Origin of the sequence: Streptomyces sp. NPDC016640, assembly GCF_043076215.1 — a bacterium.
GTDB lineage: Bacteria > Actinomycetota > Actinomycetes > Streptomycetales > Streptomycetaceae > Streptomyces.
The window spans coordinates 1-14,483 of the sequence record NZ_JBIBRG010000018.1 but is presented as its reverse complement, the minus strand read 5'-3'; the positions used below and the strand labels follow the sequence as shown (position 1 = coordinate 14,483).

Sequence of the window (14,483 nt, the reverse complement as noted above, 5' to 3'; positions counted from 1 at the left end):
ACGTCCGGCCGGCCCGACGGGCCGGATCACGGTGGGCGCACTGCAGACGTCACCGCGCCCGTCGCCGTCCTCCCCGTCACCGTGCCCGCCGCCCTCCTCCCAGGGCGCGCCGGGACTCCGGGTCCCGTCGGATGACCGGGACCCGGCCCGTCCCCGGAACCCGGATCACCGGCGTTTGCGGGATCGCCCGTGCCTGTGGGACCGCCCGAGCCCGCGGGACCACCGGCACGTGTCGGCCCGCCCGCGCCCGTGCTGCCACCGGGCCCCGGTGGCGCGTCCTCGGGCTCCCACGCGCCCCACGGCGTGCACGGCCCGGCTCCCGCCGTACGCCCCCCGGCACCGGAGCTCCCCACCGCCCATCCCTCCCCGGCCCCTCCGATCCCATGTCACCCCGTGCCAGAGGCGCCGTCCGCATCCCGGCCGCACCGCTCACCCGTGCCGGCGATGCCCCGCCGCACCGGCGCCCGCCCCCCAGACCGCGCCCAGCAGGAGCGCCGTGCCGACCCGGTCCGGCAGCAGCTCCCCGATGTCGCCGACGTCGCCCAGCCCCGGAATGCCGTCCCCGTCCCCCGTCCCCGGCCGGCGGACCGTCCAGCCCCCATGAGCCCCCGTCGACGGTGACGACGCCGTGCTTCCTCCGGACCAGCCCGCCCGTCATCGCCACGAACAGCGCGACCACCGTGCCCACACGCGCGAGGAGTTTCGGCGGCGGTCACCACACCTCCCGCCGCCCGCAGGGAACGCAGCAAGAAGAACGACAGCAGCAGCGCGCCCACCGGGCTCGCGCCCGGTGGCGCGATCCGGATGGCCGGGTCCGCCTCCGCGCCCGACAGCCCGAACGCGGACACATCACCGGACGGCGTGACCGGGTCGCGGCGAAACCGCCGCGTGTGTCCACCTCGCGGGGTTTGCCACCTCCGGGCAGGTTTCAACCCCCTGGGAGAAAGACCGTGAACGCCTTGGTGCGCGCTCGTGACAAGGCCCGACTTTCGGTCGGAGGGCCGAGCCTGAAATAGTTCCCCCGATGTTCGACATCCCTAGACTCCCTGCGATGGGGGAAATTCGGGGGACAACTCAGTGGGGCATGGAGTGCCGGAACTCGTACTGGAATCAAACGGACGGACCTGGACGCTTGATCCGTCCAGGGCCTACACCCTCGGACGCGATCCGCAGGGGGACGTCGTGCTGGACGACGCCAGGGTCTCCTGGCGCCACGCCACGATCAGCTTCAACGGCCGCAGTTGGGTCATCGAGGACCACGGCAGCACCAACGGCACGTTCGTGCAGGGGCAGCGGATCCACCATCTGGAGTTCGGCTCCGGCACGGTGCTGAACCTGGGCAACGCCACCGACGGGCCGCGCGTGACCCTGTCCGGCACCGCGGCACCGGCCGCCACGCCGCAGGCACAGCCGCAGCAGCCGTACGCCGCCCAGGGTGCGCAGGCCGGCTGGGCCCAGCAGGCGCCGCACCAGCAGCCGCCGGCGCAGCAGCCCCCCGTGCAGCAGCCCGGCTGGCAGCAGCCGCAGCAGGCGGCACCACAGCAGTCCGCGCCGCACATCCCGCAGCAGCAGGGCCCCGGTGGCGCGGCGGGGGCGCCGCCGGCCCACGGCGACCGCAGCCCGACCACGTTCCACCAGTTCTCGCTCGGCCGCGTGATGCGCATCGGCCGTGCCCTGGAGAACGACCTGGTCGTCTCCGACCTCCAGGTCTCCCGCAACCACGCCGAGTTCCACTCGACGCCCGACGGCCGCATGGAGATCCGCGACCTGGGCTCGCACAACGGCACGTACGTCAACGGGCAGCCGATCCCCAAGGGCGGCACGCAACTGCTCGGCCCCGCCGACGTCGTGGGCGTCGGTCACTCGACGTTCCGGATCGTCGGAGACCGGCTCGAGGAGTTCGTCGACACCGGTGAGGTGTCCTTCTCCGCCCGTCACCTGACCGTCACGGTCGACGGCGGCAAGCAGATCCTCAAGGACGTCTCCTTCGGTGTCCCGGAGAAGTCGCTGATCGCGGTCATCGGCCCGTCCGGCTCCGGCAAGTCCACCCTGCTCAAGGCGCTCACCGGCTACCGCCCCGCCAACCAGGGCGAGGTCCTCTACGACAACCGGAACCTCTACAAGCAGTTCGCCGAGCTGCGCCAGCGCATCGGTCTGGTCCCGCAGGACGACATCCTGCACAAGGAGCTGACCGTCAAGAAGGCCCTCAAGTACGCGGCCAAGCTCCGCTTCCCCTCCGACACCACGGTCGCCGAGCGCAACGCCCGCATCGACGAGGTGCTGCGCGAGCTCAAGCTCGACATCCACAAGGACAAGAAGGTCACCTCCCTCTCCGGCGGCCAGCGCAAGCGCGTCTCCGTCGCCCTGGAGCTGCTGACCAAGCCGTCGCTGATCTTCCTGGACGAGCCGACCTCCGGCCTCGACCCGGGCATGGACCGTGACGTCATGCAGTTGCTGCGCGGTCTGGCCGACGACGGCCGTACGGTCCTCGTCGTCACCCACTCGGTGGCCGAGCTGGCGATCTGCGACAAGCTCCTGGTGATGGCGCCGGGCGGTTCGGTCGCCTACTTCGGCCCGCCCGAGGAGGCGCTGAACTTCTTCGGTTACGACACCTGGGCCGACGTCTTCTCCGCCTTCGAGAACTACCGCGACTACGACTGGGCGGGCCGCTGGAAGGGCTCGCAGCACTACCAGATGTACGCCGCGGACATCGACGCGGTCGCGCCGCAGTCCGTACAGGTACCGGCGATGCAGGCGATGAAGCCGCCCAAGCCGCAGGGCTGGATGTCGCAGTTCGTCACGCTGGTGCGCCGCTACGTCTCCGTGATCGTCTCCGACAAGGGCTTCCTCGCCCTGATGGTGATCCTGCCGGCCGTCCTGGGCGCGGTCAGCCTGCTCATCGACCCGGACAGGGGGCTGCTGCCCAACCCGCCCAACCCGCAGACCGGCCGGATCATCCCCAACGGCACGGCGACCACGGTGCTGCTGATCCTCGCGGTGGGCGCCTGTTTCGCGGGCGCCGCGAACTCCGTGCGCGAGCTGATCAAGGAACGGGTCATCTACGAGCGGGAGCGCGCCACCGGTCTGTCCCGGTCGGCGTACCTGATGTCCAAGGTGTTCGTGCTCGGCATGATCACCGTGCTGCAGGGCCTGCTGGTCGGCGTGATCGGCTTCTCCAGCCGGGAGCTCCCGGAGGAGGGCCTGGTCCTCGGCGGCTTCACGCTGCTGGAGCTCTCCCTGCCGATCATGGCGCTCGGCTTCACCTCGATGATGTTCGGCCTGATCATCTCCGCGCTGGTGAAGACCGCCGAGAAGACCATGCCGCTGCTGGTCATGTTCGCGATCATCCAGGTCGTCTTCACCGGCTGCCTGTTCGCCCTGCACGGCTCGGTCGGCGTCAACCAGTTCTCGTTCCTGATGCCGTCGCGCTGGGCGGTCGCCGCGTCGGGCGCCACGCTGGACTTCAACAGGATCAGCCCGCCGGAGACGGCCGGCGACACCGACCCGCTGTGGGAGCACACGGTCGGGGCCTGGGCGATGGACATGGGCGCGCTGCTCGCCCTCGGCGTGGTCTGCGGCTTCTTCGTGGCCCGCTTCCTGCGCCGCCACGAGCCCGAGGTCATGCGCAAGTAACCCGCGCCGTGCGATCCCGAAGGGCGGCACCCCGTCAGGAGGGTGCCGCCCTTCGGCGTCCGCGTTCGCGTCGAGAGGTCCGCGCCGGCCTCAGTACGCGCTGTCGACGTTGTCCATGGTGCCGTACTTGTCGGCCGCGTAGTTGCAGGCGGCCGTGATGTTGGCGACCGGGTCGTAGATGTTCGCCGAGGTGCCCGGGACGTGGTAGGCCGCGAACGTCGGCGGGATCACCTGCAGCAGGCCCTTGGACGGGATGCCGTTCCGGGCGTTGACGTCCCAGAGGTTGACGGCCCTGGGGTTGCCGGAGGACTCGCGCATGATGTTGCGGTGGATGCCCTCGTAGGAGCCCGGGATGCCGTGCTTCCTCAAGATGTCCAGGGACTCACGGATCCAGCCGTCCAGGTTGTCGGCGTGGCTCTTGGGGGCGGCGGCCTTCTTCACCGCGGCGCGCTCGGCGGCGCGACCGGCGGCCTCCTCGGCCTGGCGGGCCTTCTCGGCCTCGGCCTTCGCGGCGGCGGCCTTCTTCGCGGCGGCGGCCTTCTTCGTGGCGGCGGCCTCGGCCGCCGCCTCCTTCCTCGCCGCGATCTGCTCGGCCTTCAGGCCGGCGCCGGCGAGCTGGTCGGTGACGTCGGCCCTGACGTCGGCGATCCGCTCGGTGCTGTAGGCGACCTTCGCCGTGGGGGCGGCGACCTCGCTCGTGGTGGTCGTGGAGGCGTCGCTCGGAACCGCCGAGAGACCGATGGCGGCGGCGCCGAGGGCGGCGACACCCGCGGCGGCGATCTTGTGGTGGCGGGTCAGGGCACGACTGCGACCACGGGTGAGGAAGTTCTCGGACATGCGAAAGGGACCTCTTCGAATCGCGCGGAGGTCGCTCACGTCCGGTGGAGGGGACAGGGTGCTTCCGGCACAAACGCCGCGGGCGAAGGCCCACGGCGTTGAGCGACGCTGCAATTCTTAGCGGCCGCGAAAAGACTGGGCAAAGGTGTGACGTACGAAGCCGGGTAGTGGATCAGGGAGGTGCGAATGCGGACAGATTGGGTAATAAGCCCCGCTCATGTGGGTCGTCATGTCGCTCCTAATCCCCTTCGTACGTGATGTACGCCCTATGCCCGGCCTCACATCGGCGGCCCGCCTGTCTCACCGATGGTTGCGCGAGCAATGCACAGCGTGAGGAGTGCTCCGGCGGGCCGGACGGCGGGTCACCCCGGCAGCACGAGGTGCACGTCCCCGAACTCGTGCCACAGGCGGCGCCCGCGCAGCGCCTCCTCGTAACCGCGCCCGACCGCCGCCCGTCCCGCGACCGCCTCCAGCGTCAGCAGGCGCGAGACCTCCGGCTCGTGCCGCCCGGTCGGCAGACCGTCCACCACTCGCACTCCCCGCTCGGGCGTCACCACCGGACCGGTCCAGCCAGCGGCGGCCCGCCGCCACCGCCTCGGGCCCGGGACGCAGGACCCCGGGTCCTTTCGGCCTGCGCCGCCGTCCCCGGCGCCGGGGACCTACGGCACCCGCCACGACGCCCGGCCCCGGACCCAGGACCACCGCCCGGGACGAGTGCCGCCGCACGTCCGATCCACGACCCCGGTGCCCGCCGGTACCGTGAGGACATGAGCCACGGCCCCCGGTCCGGCCTCGCCGCGGTGAGCTCCGCGTTGCTGGCCATGAGCAGGCACCTCGAGGTACGCGACGTCCTCAAGACGATCGTCGCCTCGGCCCGCGACCTCCTCGACGCCCAGTACGCCGCCCTCGGCGTGCCCGACGACCACGGCGGCTTCGCCCAGTTCGTCGTCGACGGCGTCGACGACGACCAGTGGAAGGCCATCGGCCCCCTCCCGCGCCAGCACGGCATCCTCGCCGCGATGCTGCGCGAGGCCACGCCCCAGCGCCTCGCCGACGTGCGCCGCGACCCGCGCTTCGAGGGCTGGCCGAGCGCCCACCCCGACCTGGCCGACTTCCTGGGCCTGCCCATCCGCGACGGGGACGAGGTCATCGGCGCCCTGTTCCTGGCCAACAAGCGGCGCCCCAAGCCCGAGGGCACCTGCGGCTTCACCGAGGACGACGAGGAACTGCTCGGCATCCTCGCCCAGCATGCGGCCATCGCCCTCACCAACGCCCGCCTCTACGAGCGCAGCCGCGAACTGACCATCGCCGAGGAGCGCTCCCGCCTCGCCCACGAGCTGCACGACGCCGTCAGCCAGAAACTCTTCTCCCTGCGCCTGACCGCCCAGGCCGCCGCCCGCCTCGTCGACCGCGACCCCTCCCGGGCCAAGGGCGAACTCCAGCAGGTCGCCGCCCTGGCCGCCGAGGCCGTCGACGAACTGCGCGCGGCGGTCGTCGAGCTGCGCCCCGCGGCCCTCGACGAGGACGGCCTGGTCGCCACGCTCCGCACCCAGGTCCAGGTCCTCGACCGCGCCCACACCGCGCGCGTGACCTTCACCGGGCACGGTGTGCGCGCCCTGCCGGCCGCCCAGGAGGAGGCGGTGCTGCGCGTCGCCCAGGAGGCGCTGCACAACGCCCTGCGGCACTCCGGCGGCGACCGCGTCGACGTCACCCTGGACCGCCGCGGCGGCGGGGCGGTCCTGCGCGTCAGCGACGACGGCGGCGGCTTCGACCCGCGGCTCGTCCGCCGCGCGGGCCGCCATCTGGGCCTGGTCTCCATGCGGGACCGGGCGAGCGGGGTCGGCGGCAGGCTGACCGTGGAATCGGCGCCCGGCAAGGGCACCACGATCGAGATGGAGGTTCCCGGTGGCTGACGCGATCAAGGTGCTGCTGGTCGACGACCACCAGGTGGTACGCCGGGGTCTGCACACCTTCCTGGAGGTGCAGGACGACATCGAGGTCGTCGGCGAGGCCGCGGACGGGGCCGAAGGCATCGCCCTGGCCGCGGAGCTGGGGCCCGACGTCATCCTCATGGACATCAGGATGCCCGGCATGGACGGTGTGGAGGCGCTGCGCCGGCTCCGCGAACTGGAGCACCCCGCGCGCGTGCTGGTCGTCACCAGCTTCACCGAACAGCGCACCGTCGTCCCCGCCCTGCGCGCGGGCGCCGCCGGCTACGTCTACAAGGACGTCGACCCCGACGCGCTCGCCGGAGCCATCCGCTCCGTGCACGCCGGACACATCCTGCTCCAGGCCGAGGTCGCCGGTGCCCTGCTCTCGCAGGAGGAGACCGGCTCCGGCCCGGGACGCCCGGGGGCCCTCACCGAACGGGAGCGCGAGGTGCTCGGTCTCATAGCCGACGGTCGCGCCAACCGGGAGATCGCCCGCGCCCTGGTGCTCTCCGAGAAGACGGTGAAGACGCACGTCTCGAACATCCTGATGAAACTCGATCTGGCGGACCGCACCCAGGCCGCCCTGTGGGCCGTACGCCACGGCCTCAGCGACTGACCCGGGACGCCGCGGACCGCCCGGAAGGTTCCCCTCCGGTCAGAGATTCATACCGTCGTGGGAATGTCCCCCGGACGGCCGTATCCCCTCCAGGCGCCCACCGTTCTCCAGTGCGTGCCGCGGCGCCTGCCGTGGCCCATCGCAAGGAGGGCTCGGAAAGTGAAGAACCTGAAGAAAGCGGCGGCCGTGACGATGATCGCCGGCGGCCTGCTCGCGGCCGGTACCGGCATGGCCTCCGCCACCGACGGCGCGCACGCCGACGGCACGGCCGTGGGCTCCCCGGGCGTCGTCTCCGGCAACCTCGTCCAGGTCCCCGTCGACGTCCCGGTCAACGTGTCCGGCAACAGCGTCAACGTCATCGGCGTGCTGAACCCGGCCTTCGGCAACGTGGCCGTCAACCACTGACGCCTGTCACGGCACCGGTGAACCCACGGCCTCCCGGCCCCCACCCGGGAGGCCGTGGCGCGACCGCGGCCACCGCACCGCCCCCGTCCGGCTCCGGCGCCGGCCCCCGGGCCAGCGGATGCGGACGTCACCGCGCCCCCCGCTCCCGCTCCTCCACAACGGAGTTGTACGCAGCGACCTGCGCCCGCCGGGCCGTCCGCTCCACCGGCCGCAACGCGGCACCCCGCGCCGCCATCTCGGAGGCGCTCACCGCACCGCCGTGCCCCTGCGCCCCCGCCAGCGAGACCAGCGCCCCCACCCGCTGAGCCAGCTCCAGCACCCGCGCCGCCCGCGGCGGATACCCCGGCGCCAGCACCTCCCGCCCGCGCGAGGCCCGCGCCCGGTACGCCTCGACCGCCGCCTCCGCCACCGGCCCCGACCCGGCCACGTCCAGCCGCGTCAGCACCTCGGTCGCCTCCCGGAGCGCCTCCGCCAGCTCCCGCTCCGCCTCCCCGAGCGAGGGCACGTCGGCGGGCGGCGCCTCCCGCACCGGCAGGCAGTGCCACACCACCTCCACATGCACATCACCGGCGGGCCCGGCCTCGTACACCTCCGGCACCAGCCCCAGGGCGGCCCCGTGACAGACCACCGCCTCCTCCGCCTCCAGCGCCCGCGCGTTGAACTCCGGCGGCCCGCTCAGCCCCAGCGGATGCCCCGGCGCCGGCAGCGCCACCCGCAGCCCGGTCACGCCCAGCGCACGCAGCCGTCCGAGCGCCAGCGTGAGCCCCACGGGCGCGGACTCCCCCGGAACCCCCTCCACCCGGTGCACCGCGTCCTCACCGACGACGGCGAGTACGGCATCATCCGGTGAGACAAGTCCGGCAAGCAGGGCATTGCCCCAAGCGGCAAGACGTCCGGCGCGAGGTTCCGAGAGCATGCCCCCACCCTAGACAGAGCCCAAGAGCCGGACCGATGGAATGTCCGGGTCGGCCGGTGGCGTAGATTTCATGAAGGGCTGCGCCCAAGGGTGCGGCGGACCGACCACAGGCGTACGCGACAGCCGAGACCGGCCACACTGCAAGGGGAGACAACGCGCTCATGAGCGATGTTCTGGAGCTTCAGGACGTATCCGTGGTCCGCGAGGGCCGGGCTCTGGTGGACCAGGTCTCCTGGTCGGTCAAGGAGGGTGAGCGCTGGGTCATCCTCGGCCCCAACGGCGCCGGCAAGACCACCCTCCTCAACGTCGCGTCGAGCTACGTCTACCCCACCAAGGGCACCGCTTCCATCCTCGGCGAGACCCTCGGCACCCCCGGCACCGACGTGTTCGAGCTGCGCCCGCGCATCGGCATCGCGGGCATCGCCATGGCCGACAAGCTCCCCAAGCGCCAGACCGTCCTGCAGACCGTGCTCACCGCCGCCTACGGCATGACCGCCGGCTGGCAGGAGGAGTACGAGGACATCGACGAGCAGCGCGCCCGCGCCTTCCTCGACCGCCTCGGCATGTCCGGGTACCTGGAGCGCAGGTTCGGCACCCTCTCCGAGGGCGAGCGCAAGCGCACCCTCATCGCCCGCGCCCTGATGACCGACCCCGAACTGCTGCTCCTCGACGAGCCCGCCGCCGGCCTCGACCTCGGCGGCCGCGAGGACCTCGTACGCCGTCTCGGCCGGCTCGCCCGCGACCCGATCGCCCCCTCCATGATCATGGTCACGCACCACGTCGAGGAGATCGCCCCCGGCTTCACCCACGTCCTGATGATCCGTCAGGGCAAGGTGCTCGCGGCCGGCCCGCTGGAGCTCGAACTGACCTCCCGCAACCTCTCCCTCTGCTTCGGCCTCCCGCTCGTCGTCGAACAGGTCGGCGACCGCTGGACCGCCCAGGGCCTTCCCATGTCCTGATCCCCTCCCGGCGCCCAATGCCCGGAGCGGCGAGGCCCGTTCAAACCGATCGCGCCCTGTCCGCGACCGGGTGCGCGGTCCTACCATGACGGTGTGGACATCGACGCATGGCTGTGGTGGCTGATCGGCGCGGCGGTACTCGGCATCGGGCTGGTGATCACCGCGATGCCCGAACTCGGCATGCTCGCGGTGGGCGCCGTCGCCGCGGCGGTGGTCTCCGGCGTCTTCGGCGGCGGCGCCGTCGCCCAGGTCGCGGTCTTCGCCGTCGCCTCGACCGCCCTCATCGCCCTCGTGCGGCCCATCGCCAGGAGACACCGCGCCCAGCGACCCCAATTCACCACCGGGGTGGACGCCCTGAAGGGCAGACAGGCCGTCGTGCTGGAGCGCGTCGACGGCGCCGGCGGCCGGATCAAGCTGGCCGGCGAGGTCTGGTCGGCGCGCGCCCTCGACGCCGGACACGCCTATGAAGCAGGCCAGGAAGTGGACGTCGTGGACATCGAGGGAGCCACGGCGATCGTCATGTGACGTCCCGCGACCCAACTGGCGGGAACAACTCCCCAGTTGCGCGACGGTCTGTCAGACTCGAGCAGCAAGATCCGCAACAAAAGATCTTCCGCAGGCATAGGATCTGGCCGAAGGCGCCGAGGCGAAGAAGGGTACGGGGAACCGATGGAGCCGATCATCATCGTCCTGATCATCCTGGTGGTGTTGGTCTTCATCGCCCTGATCAAGACGATCCAAGTCATCCCACAGGCCAGCGCCGCCATCGTCGAGCGCTTCGGCCGCTACACGCGCACGCTCAACGCGGGCCTCAACATCGTGGTCCCGTTCATCGACACCATCCGGAACCGCATCGACCTGCGCGAACAGGTCGTCCCGTTCCCGCCGCAGCCGGTGATCACCCAGGACAACCTGGTCGTCAACATCGACACGGTCATCTACTACCAGGTCACCGACGCCCGCGCGGCCACCTACGAGGTCGCCAGCTACATCCAGGCGATCGAGCAGCTCACCGTCACCACGCTCCGCAACATCATCGGCGGCATGGACCTGGAGCGGACGCTCACCTCCCGCGAGGAGATCAACGCGGCCCTGCGCGGCGTCCTCGACGAGGCCACCGGCAAGTGGGGCATTCGCGTCAACCGCGTCGAACTCAAGGCCATCGAACCGCCCACCTCCATCCAGGACTCGATGGAGAAGCAGATGCGCGCCGACCGCGACAAGCGCGCCGCCATCCTCCAGGCCGAAGGTGTCCGGCAGTCCGAGATCCTGCGCGCCGAGGGCGAGAAGCAGTCCCAGATCCTGCGCGCCGAGGGCGAGGCCAAGGCCGCGGCCCTGCGCGCCGAGGGCGAGGCCCAGGCCGTCCGTACGGTCTTCGAGGCCATCCACGCCGGCGACCCGGACCAGAAGCTGCTCTCCTACCAGTACCTCCAGATGCTGCCCAAGATCGCCGAGGGCGACGCCAACAAGCTCTGGATCGTCCCCAGCGAGATCGGCGACGCCCTCAAGGGCCTCTCCGGCGCCATGGGCAACTTCGGCGCCATGGGCGGCGGAGGCTCGGGCGGCAACGGCGCCTCCGTCCCCGCCCAGGAGCGCCGCGAGAAGCCCTCCATCGACTGACGTACCCCTGAGAACACGAGTTCCCCGCACCCCACCCGGGGCGCGGGGAACTGCGCGTTCACCCACGACGCGCGCACCGGCGCCCCACGGAAGCCCCTGCGGCAAGCCCTCTACGCGGCGTCCCGAGCCAGCCAGTCGGGCAACGACTCGAGATCGTCCTTCGCCAGCGCGAGCAACATCGCATCGGCGGGCGTCGGTTCGAACGGCTTCCGCAGCAGCGGCATACCCGCCTGCTCCGGCGTCCGGTTCGCCTTGCGGTGGTTGTCCTCCGCGCAGGAGGCCACCGTGTTCAGCCACGTGTCCTGCCCGCCGTGCGACCGCGGCACCACGTGGTCCACGGTCGTCGCCCGCCGCCCGCAGTACGCGCACCGGTGCCGGTCCCGCACCAGGACACCCCGCCTCGACCAGGGCGCTTGTCTTCGGAACGGCACCCTCACGTAGTGGCAGAGCCTGATCACGCGGGGCGCCGGTATGTCGACGGCGGCTCCACGCATCCGCAGTTCGGGGTGGGCCTGCTCGACGACGGCCTTGTCCTGGAGCACCAGAACGACGGCGCGGTTCAGCGTCACCGTCGACAGCGGCTCGAAGCTCGCGTTCAGCACCAGCGTGTCCCGCATACCAGCCCACCTCCCGTGTGCACCGGCCCACTCCTCGGCGGGCTGGGCTCAACTCTGGCCGGGCACGCCGAGATGGACAACGCAATATCTGCTGCTCCTGCGGGAGGTGACCCCCGCGATTCCCGGCAACAAAAATGCCCGCCCCTGATCAATTCCAGGACCAGGGGCGGGCAAACGTTCCGTGAACCCTCAGCACCCTCAGGAGCCGGCGGGCACCTCGTACTCACCGATCAGCTGGGCCCGGGCGAGCGTGTGGAACCGCAGGTTGAAGCCCACGACGGCGGGGGAGGCGTCCGAGTCCGGCCCCAGCTTCTCCTGATCCACGGCGTACACCGTGAACACATACCGGTGCGGGCCGTCCCCGGGCGGCGGCGCGGCCCCGCCGAAGTCCTTGCCGCCGTAGTCGTTGCGCGCCTGCACGGCGCCCTCCGGCAGTCCTTCGAACGCGCCGCTGCCCGCACCCGCCGGCAGCTCGGTCACCGAGGCCGGGATGTCGAACACCACCCAGTGCCAGAACCCGCTGCCCGTCGGGGCGTCGGGGTCGTAGCAGGTCACGGCGAAGCTCTTGGTCCCGGGCGGGAAGCCCTCCCACCGCAGCTGCGGTGAGGTGTTGCCGGCCGCGTGGACCTGAGCGTCCTTGAGCGTCGCCCCTTCCCGGACGTCCTCGCTCGTCACCGCGAACGACGGCACGGGCGGATGGAAGTCGTGGGGGAGCGGCCGCCGCTTGAGCTCGGTCACCTCGGTACCTCCTGATCGTTTGCGTTCAGTGGGGACCGAGCCTAGAACCAGTTGCGCTTGCTGCCGACCTCCGACAGCCACTGGTTGAGGTATGCCGTCCAGTCGGTCCCCTGGTAGTCGTTCAGACCCACCTTGAAGGACCGGAAGGTGTCGCTGCCCTCGCTGAACAGACCCGGCCTCTTGTCCATTTCCAGCACCACGTCCATGGCCTGCTCGTCGGCCACGAAACTGATCTCGACCTGGTTCAGCCCCCGGTACTGCTGGGGCGGGGCGAACTCGATCTCCTGGTAGAAGGGCAGCTTCTGCCGGGTGCCCCGGATGTGCCCGCGTTCCATGTCCGCGTTCCTGAACCGGAAGCCCAGCTGGATGAACGCGTCCAGGATCGCCTTCTGCGCCGGCAGCGGGTGCACGTTGACCGGGTCCAGGTCACCGGAGTCCACGGCCCGCGCGATCGCCAGCTCGGTGGTCACACCGATGTTCATCCCGCGCAGCGACTGCCCGTCGATCATCGTGATCGGCGTCTCCCACGGGATCTCCAGCCCGAACTGCACCGCGTGCACCGCACCGGCCTGGAGCTCGAAGGCCCCACCGAGCTGCGACTTCGCGAACTCGATGTCCTGCTTGTACTCCTGGTCGCCGCTCTCCACCTCGACCTTGGCCTGCAGCCCGACCGACAGGCCCTCGATCTGCTGGTTCACGGATCCGCCCTGGATCCGCACCTCGCCCTGGACGACCCCACCCGGAACGACGTTGACCTCGTGCAGCACCGTCTCGACCGAGGCCCCGCCGGCTCCCAGACTCGCCAGCAGCTTCTTGAACGCCATGTCTCTCCCTCGCGCGTATGGACGCTTGATCCCTGTCAACATCAACGCGATCCGGCCGTGGCCGGTTCCGTGGCCCGCACCCCGGCAAGGGCGGCGCCCGGTGACCACCCCGTGGCCCCGCCCGCCTCCAGTACCCTCGGACGGCATGATCGCGACCCCCGACCGTACGCCCCTGCCCGGGAGGTTCCTCGACCGCCCCGTGCCCGAGGTCACCCCCGGCCTCCCGGGCCGGATCCCGGTACGCACCACCCCGGACGGCCCGATCGCCCTCCCGCCGGACCGAGTATGAACGTCATGGATCTCGCTCACCCCGCTGAGGAAGTCGCCCCCGAGCTGCTCGGTGCCGTCCTCACCCACAAGACACCCGAGGGAACCGTGAGTATCACCATCACGGAGACCGAGGCGTACTCGGGTACGGCCGACCCCGCCTCGCACGCCTACCGGGGCAGGACACCTCGCAACGCCGTCATGTTCGGACCCGCGGGACACCTGTACGTCTACCGGTCTCACGGTCTCCACTGGTGCGCCAACGTCGTCACCGGGGTGGACGGCATCGCCTCGGCCGTCCTCATCCGGGCAGGCAGGGTCATCGAAGGGGAAGACCTGGCACGCAAGCGGCGAGGGGCGAAAGTCGAGAGCCCACGCCTTGCGCGGGGTCCGGGGAACTTCTGCCAGGCGCTCGGCATCACGGCAGAGCACAACGGCACGGACCTGCTGACGGGCGTCTCGGTCGCGCTGTCCGAGGGCGAGCCGGTACCCGCTGCGCTCATCCGGGCCGGCCCCCGGGTAGGCGTGAGCAGAGCCCACGACTGGCAGCACCGCTTCTACCTCGCCGGTGATCCAACGGTCTCGGCGTACCGGCTGAGCCCGAGGGCCAAGCCGTCCGCCGGAGCCTGAGCCGCCGTGCGCCTCACCGGAACTCCCGCCCCTCCGCCCAGGCAGGCAACGGCCCGCGCGCGGGCGTCTTCGCCGACGGAGCCGTCCACCCCGGCGCTACCGGGTCGCCAACGACCCGACGGCGAGTCCGTATCGGGCCCACGTACCGCGGCGCCGGTCGAGTTGACTCGACCTTGAAGGATGCGTAATGTAGTCCGAGCCGCTGGACCGGGTACGGCGATCGCCTGCAGCCGGAAGCGGACAACCCACTACCTACGATCACCCTCAACGGGGTCGAATTCGGTGTGTTCACATGCCTGAATTACGGATCGCAGCGCCCGATTATGAATCGGACGCGGGAATCGGTTAACGTAGTGAACGTCGAAAGGGCGAGAGGCGAAAGCCGAAGGTCCGACGGCAAACCCCGCCGACCGGGGGTCAGACCGAGAAAAGGATCTGATAGAGTCGGAGACACCGAAGGGAAGCCCGGAGGAAAGCCCGAGAGGGTGAG

At 71.2% G+C, this 14,483-nt stretch carries 13 protein-coding genes and 3 pseudogenes; 9 read left to right on the top strand and 7 right to left on the bottom strand.

The genetic code is table 11. The features are described 5' to 3' along the window. Window positions 1-462 precede the first annotated feature (462 nt). A pseudogene (locus tag ACF07S_RS29435) lies at window positions 463-866 on the bottom strand (streptophobe family protein); the annotation flags it as partial. Window positions 867-1,089: 223 nt separating this feature from the next. Here ACF07S_RS29435 and ACF07S_RS29430 point away from each other — a divergent pair. Then, the gene (locus tag ACF07S_RS29430) at window positions 1,090-3,633 is read left to right on the top strand and encodes an FHA domain-containing protein (protein ID WP_391966465.1); all 2,544 of its coding nucleotides are present in this window, start codon (window positions 1,090-1,092) and stop codon (window positions 3,631-3,633) included. Window positions 3,634-3,723: 90 nt separating this feature from the next. On the opposite strand, the gene ACF07S_RS29425 is transcribed toward ACF07S_RS29430, so the two are convergent. Further along, window positions 3,724-4,470, bottom strand: a complete 747-nt coding sequence (locus ACF07S_RS29425; RefSeq protein WP_391966464.1) for a transglycosylase SLT domain-containing protein — start codon at window positions 4,468-4,470, stop codon at window positions 3,724-3,726. A 362-nt stretch (window positions 4,471-4,832) separates the two neighbouring features. After that, a pseudogene (locus ACF07S_RS29420) lies at window positions 4,833-5,054 on the bottom strand (S-adenosylmethionine:tRNA ribosyltransferase-isomerase); the annotation flags it as partial. Between the two features lie 183 nt (window positions 5,055-5,237). On the opposite strand from ACF07S_RS29420, the gene ACF07S_RS29415 reads away from it, so the two are divergent. From ACF07S_RS29415 to ACF07S_RS29405, 3 genes are all read left to right on the top strand, one after another. After that, window positions 5,238-6,383, top strand: coding sequence for a GAF domain-containing sensor histidine kinase (locus ACF07S_RS29415; protein WP_391966463.1), 1,146 nt, complete (start codon window positions 5,238-5,240; stop codon window positions 6,381-6,383). Next, on the top strand, window positions 6,376-7,017 hold the full coding sequence (locus ACF07S_RS29410) for a response regulator (protein ID WP_391966462.1): 642 nt from the start codon (window positions 6,376-6,378) through the stop codon (window positions 7,015-7,017). The genes ACF07S_RS29415 and ACF07S_RS29410 overlap by 8 nt, the downstream gene beginning before the upstream one ends. A gap of 159 nt (window positions 7,018-7,176) precedes the next feature. Then, on the top strand, window positions 7,177-7,422 hold the full coding sequence (locus tag ACF07S_RS29405; RefSeq protein WP_391966461.1) for a chaplin: 246 nt from the start codon (window positions 7,177-7,179) through the stop codon (window positions 7,420-7,422). 127 nt (window positions 7,423-7,549) lie between these two features. Here ACF07S_RS29405 and ACF07S_RS29400 read toward each other — a convergent pair whose 3' ends face one another. Further along, a complete protein-coding gene (locus tag ACF07S_RS29400; RefSeq protein ID WP_391975583.1) occupies window positions 7,550-8,338 on the bottom strand; it encodes a hypothetical protein in 789 nt (262 codons plus the stop codon). 161 nt (window positions 8,339-8,499) lie between these two features. On the opposite strand from ACF07S_RS29400, the gene ACF07S_RS29395 reads away from it, so the two are divergent. The 3 genes from ACF07S_RS29395 (at window position 8,500) to ACF07S_RS29385 (ending at window position 10,917) form a co-directional block, all read left to right on the top strand. After that, window positions 8,500-9,297 (top strand): ABC transporter ATP-binding protein, encoded by a 798-nt coding sequence (locus tag ACF07S_RS29395; RefSeq protein WP_391966459.1) that lies wholly within the window; start codon window positions 8,500-8,502, stop codon window positions 9,295-9,297. A gap of 93 nt (window positions 9,298-9,390) precedes the next feature. Continuing rightward, entirely contained in the window at window positions 9,391-9,822 is a 432-nt protein-coding gene (locus ACF07S_RS29390; protein ID WP_391966458.1) for an NfeD family protein, read from the top strand. A 144-nt stretch (window positions 9,823-9,966) separates the two neighbouring features. Next, window positions 9,967-10,917 carry an SPFH domain-containing protein gene (locus tag ACF07S_RS29385; protein ID WP_391966457.1) on the top strand — a complete coding sequence of 317 codons (951 nt, stop codon included), beginning with the start codon at window positions 9,967-9,969 and terminating at the stop codon, window positions 10,915-10,917. A 110-nt stretch (window positions 10,918-11,027) separates the two neighbouring features. Here ACF07S_RS29385 and ACF07S_RS29380 read toward each other — a convergent pair whose 3' ends face one another. The 3 genes from ACF07S_RS29380 to ACF07S_RS29370 all read right to left on the bottom strand — a co-directional run bounded on the left by ACF07S_RS29380 (window position 11,028) and on the right by ACF07S_RS29370 (window position 13,096). Further along, window positions 11,028-11,534 (bottom strand): HNH endonuclease, encoded by a 507-nt coding sequence (locus ACF07S_RS29380; RefSeq protein WP_391966456.1) that lies wholly within the window; start codon window positions 11,532-11,534, stop codon window positions 11,028-11,030. A 198-nt stretch (window positions 11,535-11,732) separates the two neighbouring features. Then, window positions 11,733-12,272 (bottom strand): YbhB/YbcL family Raf kinase inhibitor-like protein, encoded by a 540-nt coding sequence (locus tag ACF07S_RS29375; protein ID WP_391975582.1) that lies wholly within the window; start codon window positions 12,270-12,272, stop codon window positions 11,733-11,735. A 41-nt stretch (window positions 12,273-12,313) separates the two neighbouring features. Further along, entirely contained in the window at window positions 12,314-13,096 is a 783-nt protein-coding gene (locus ACF07S_RS29370; RefSeq protein WP_391966454.1) for a sporulation protein, read from the bottom strand. A 145-nt stretch (window positions 13,097-13,241) separates the two neighbouring features. On the opposite strand from ACF07S_RS29370, the pseudogene ACF07S_RS29365 reads away from it, so the two are divergent. Both ACF07S_RS29365 and ACF07S_RS29360 read left to right on the top strand, forming a co-directional pair. Further along, window positions 13,242-13,367 (top strand): annotated as a pseudogene (locus tag ACF07S_RS29365) (3-methyladenine DNA glycosylase); the annotation flags it as partial. Between the two features lie 14 nt (window positions 13,368-13,381). Next, on the top strand, window positions 13,382-13,993 hold the full coding sequence (locus ACF07S_RS29360; protein WP_391966453.1) for a DNA-3-methyladenine glycosylase: 612 nt from the start codon (window positions 13,382-13,384) through the stop codon (window positions 13,991-13,993). Window positions 13,994-14,483: the final 490 nt, after the last annotated feature.

Coding starts and splice junctions, on each gene's coding strand:
- ACF07S_RS29425 (WP_391966464.1), bottom strand. CDS start 4,470: ATGTCCGAGAACTTCCTCACCCGTGGTCGCAGTCGTGCCCTGACCCGC.
- ACF07S_RS29415 (WP_391966463.1), top strand. CDS start 5,238: ATGAGCCACGGCCCCCGGTCCGGCCTCGCCGCGGTGAGCTCCGCGTTG.
- ACF07S_RS29400 (WP_391975583.1), bottom strand. CDS start 8,338: ATGCTCTCGGAACCTCGCGCCGGACGTCTTGCCGCTTGGGGCAATGCC.
- ACF07S_RS29395 (WP_391966459.1), top strand. CDS start 8,500: ATGAGCGATGTTCTGGAGCTTCAGGACGTATCCGTGGTCCGCGAGGGC.
- ACF07S_RS29385 (WP_391966457.1), top strand. CDS start 9,967: ATGGAGCCGATCATCATCGTCCTGATCATCCTGGTGGTGTTGGTCTTC.
- ACF07S_RS29380 (WP_391966456.1), bottom strand. CDS start 11,534: ATGCGGGACACGCTGGTGCTGAACGCGAGCTTCGAGCCGCTGTCGACG.
- ACF07S_RS29370 (WP_391966454.1), bottom strand. CDS start 13,096: ATGGCGTTCAAGAAGCTGCTGGCGAGTCTGGGAGCCGGCGGGGCCTCG.
- ACF07S_RS29360 (WP_391966453.1), top strand. CDS start 13,382: ATGAACGTCATGGATCTCGCTCACCCCGCTGAGGAAGTCGCCCCCGAG.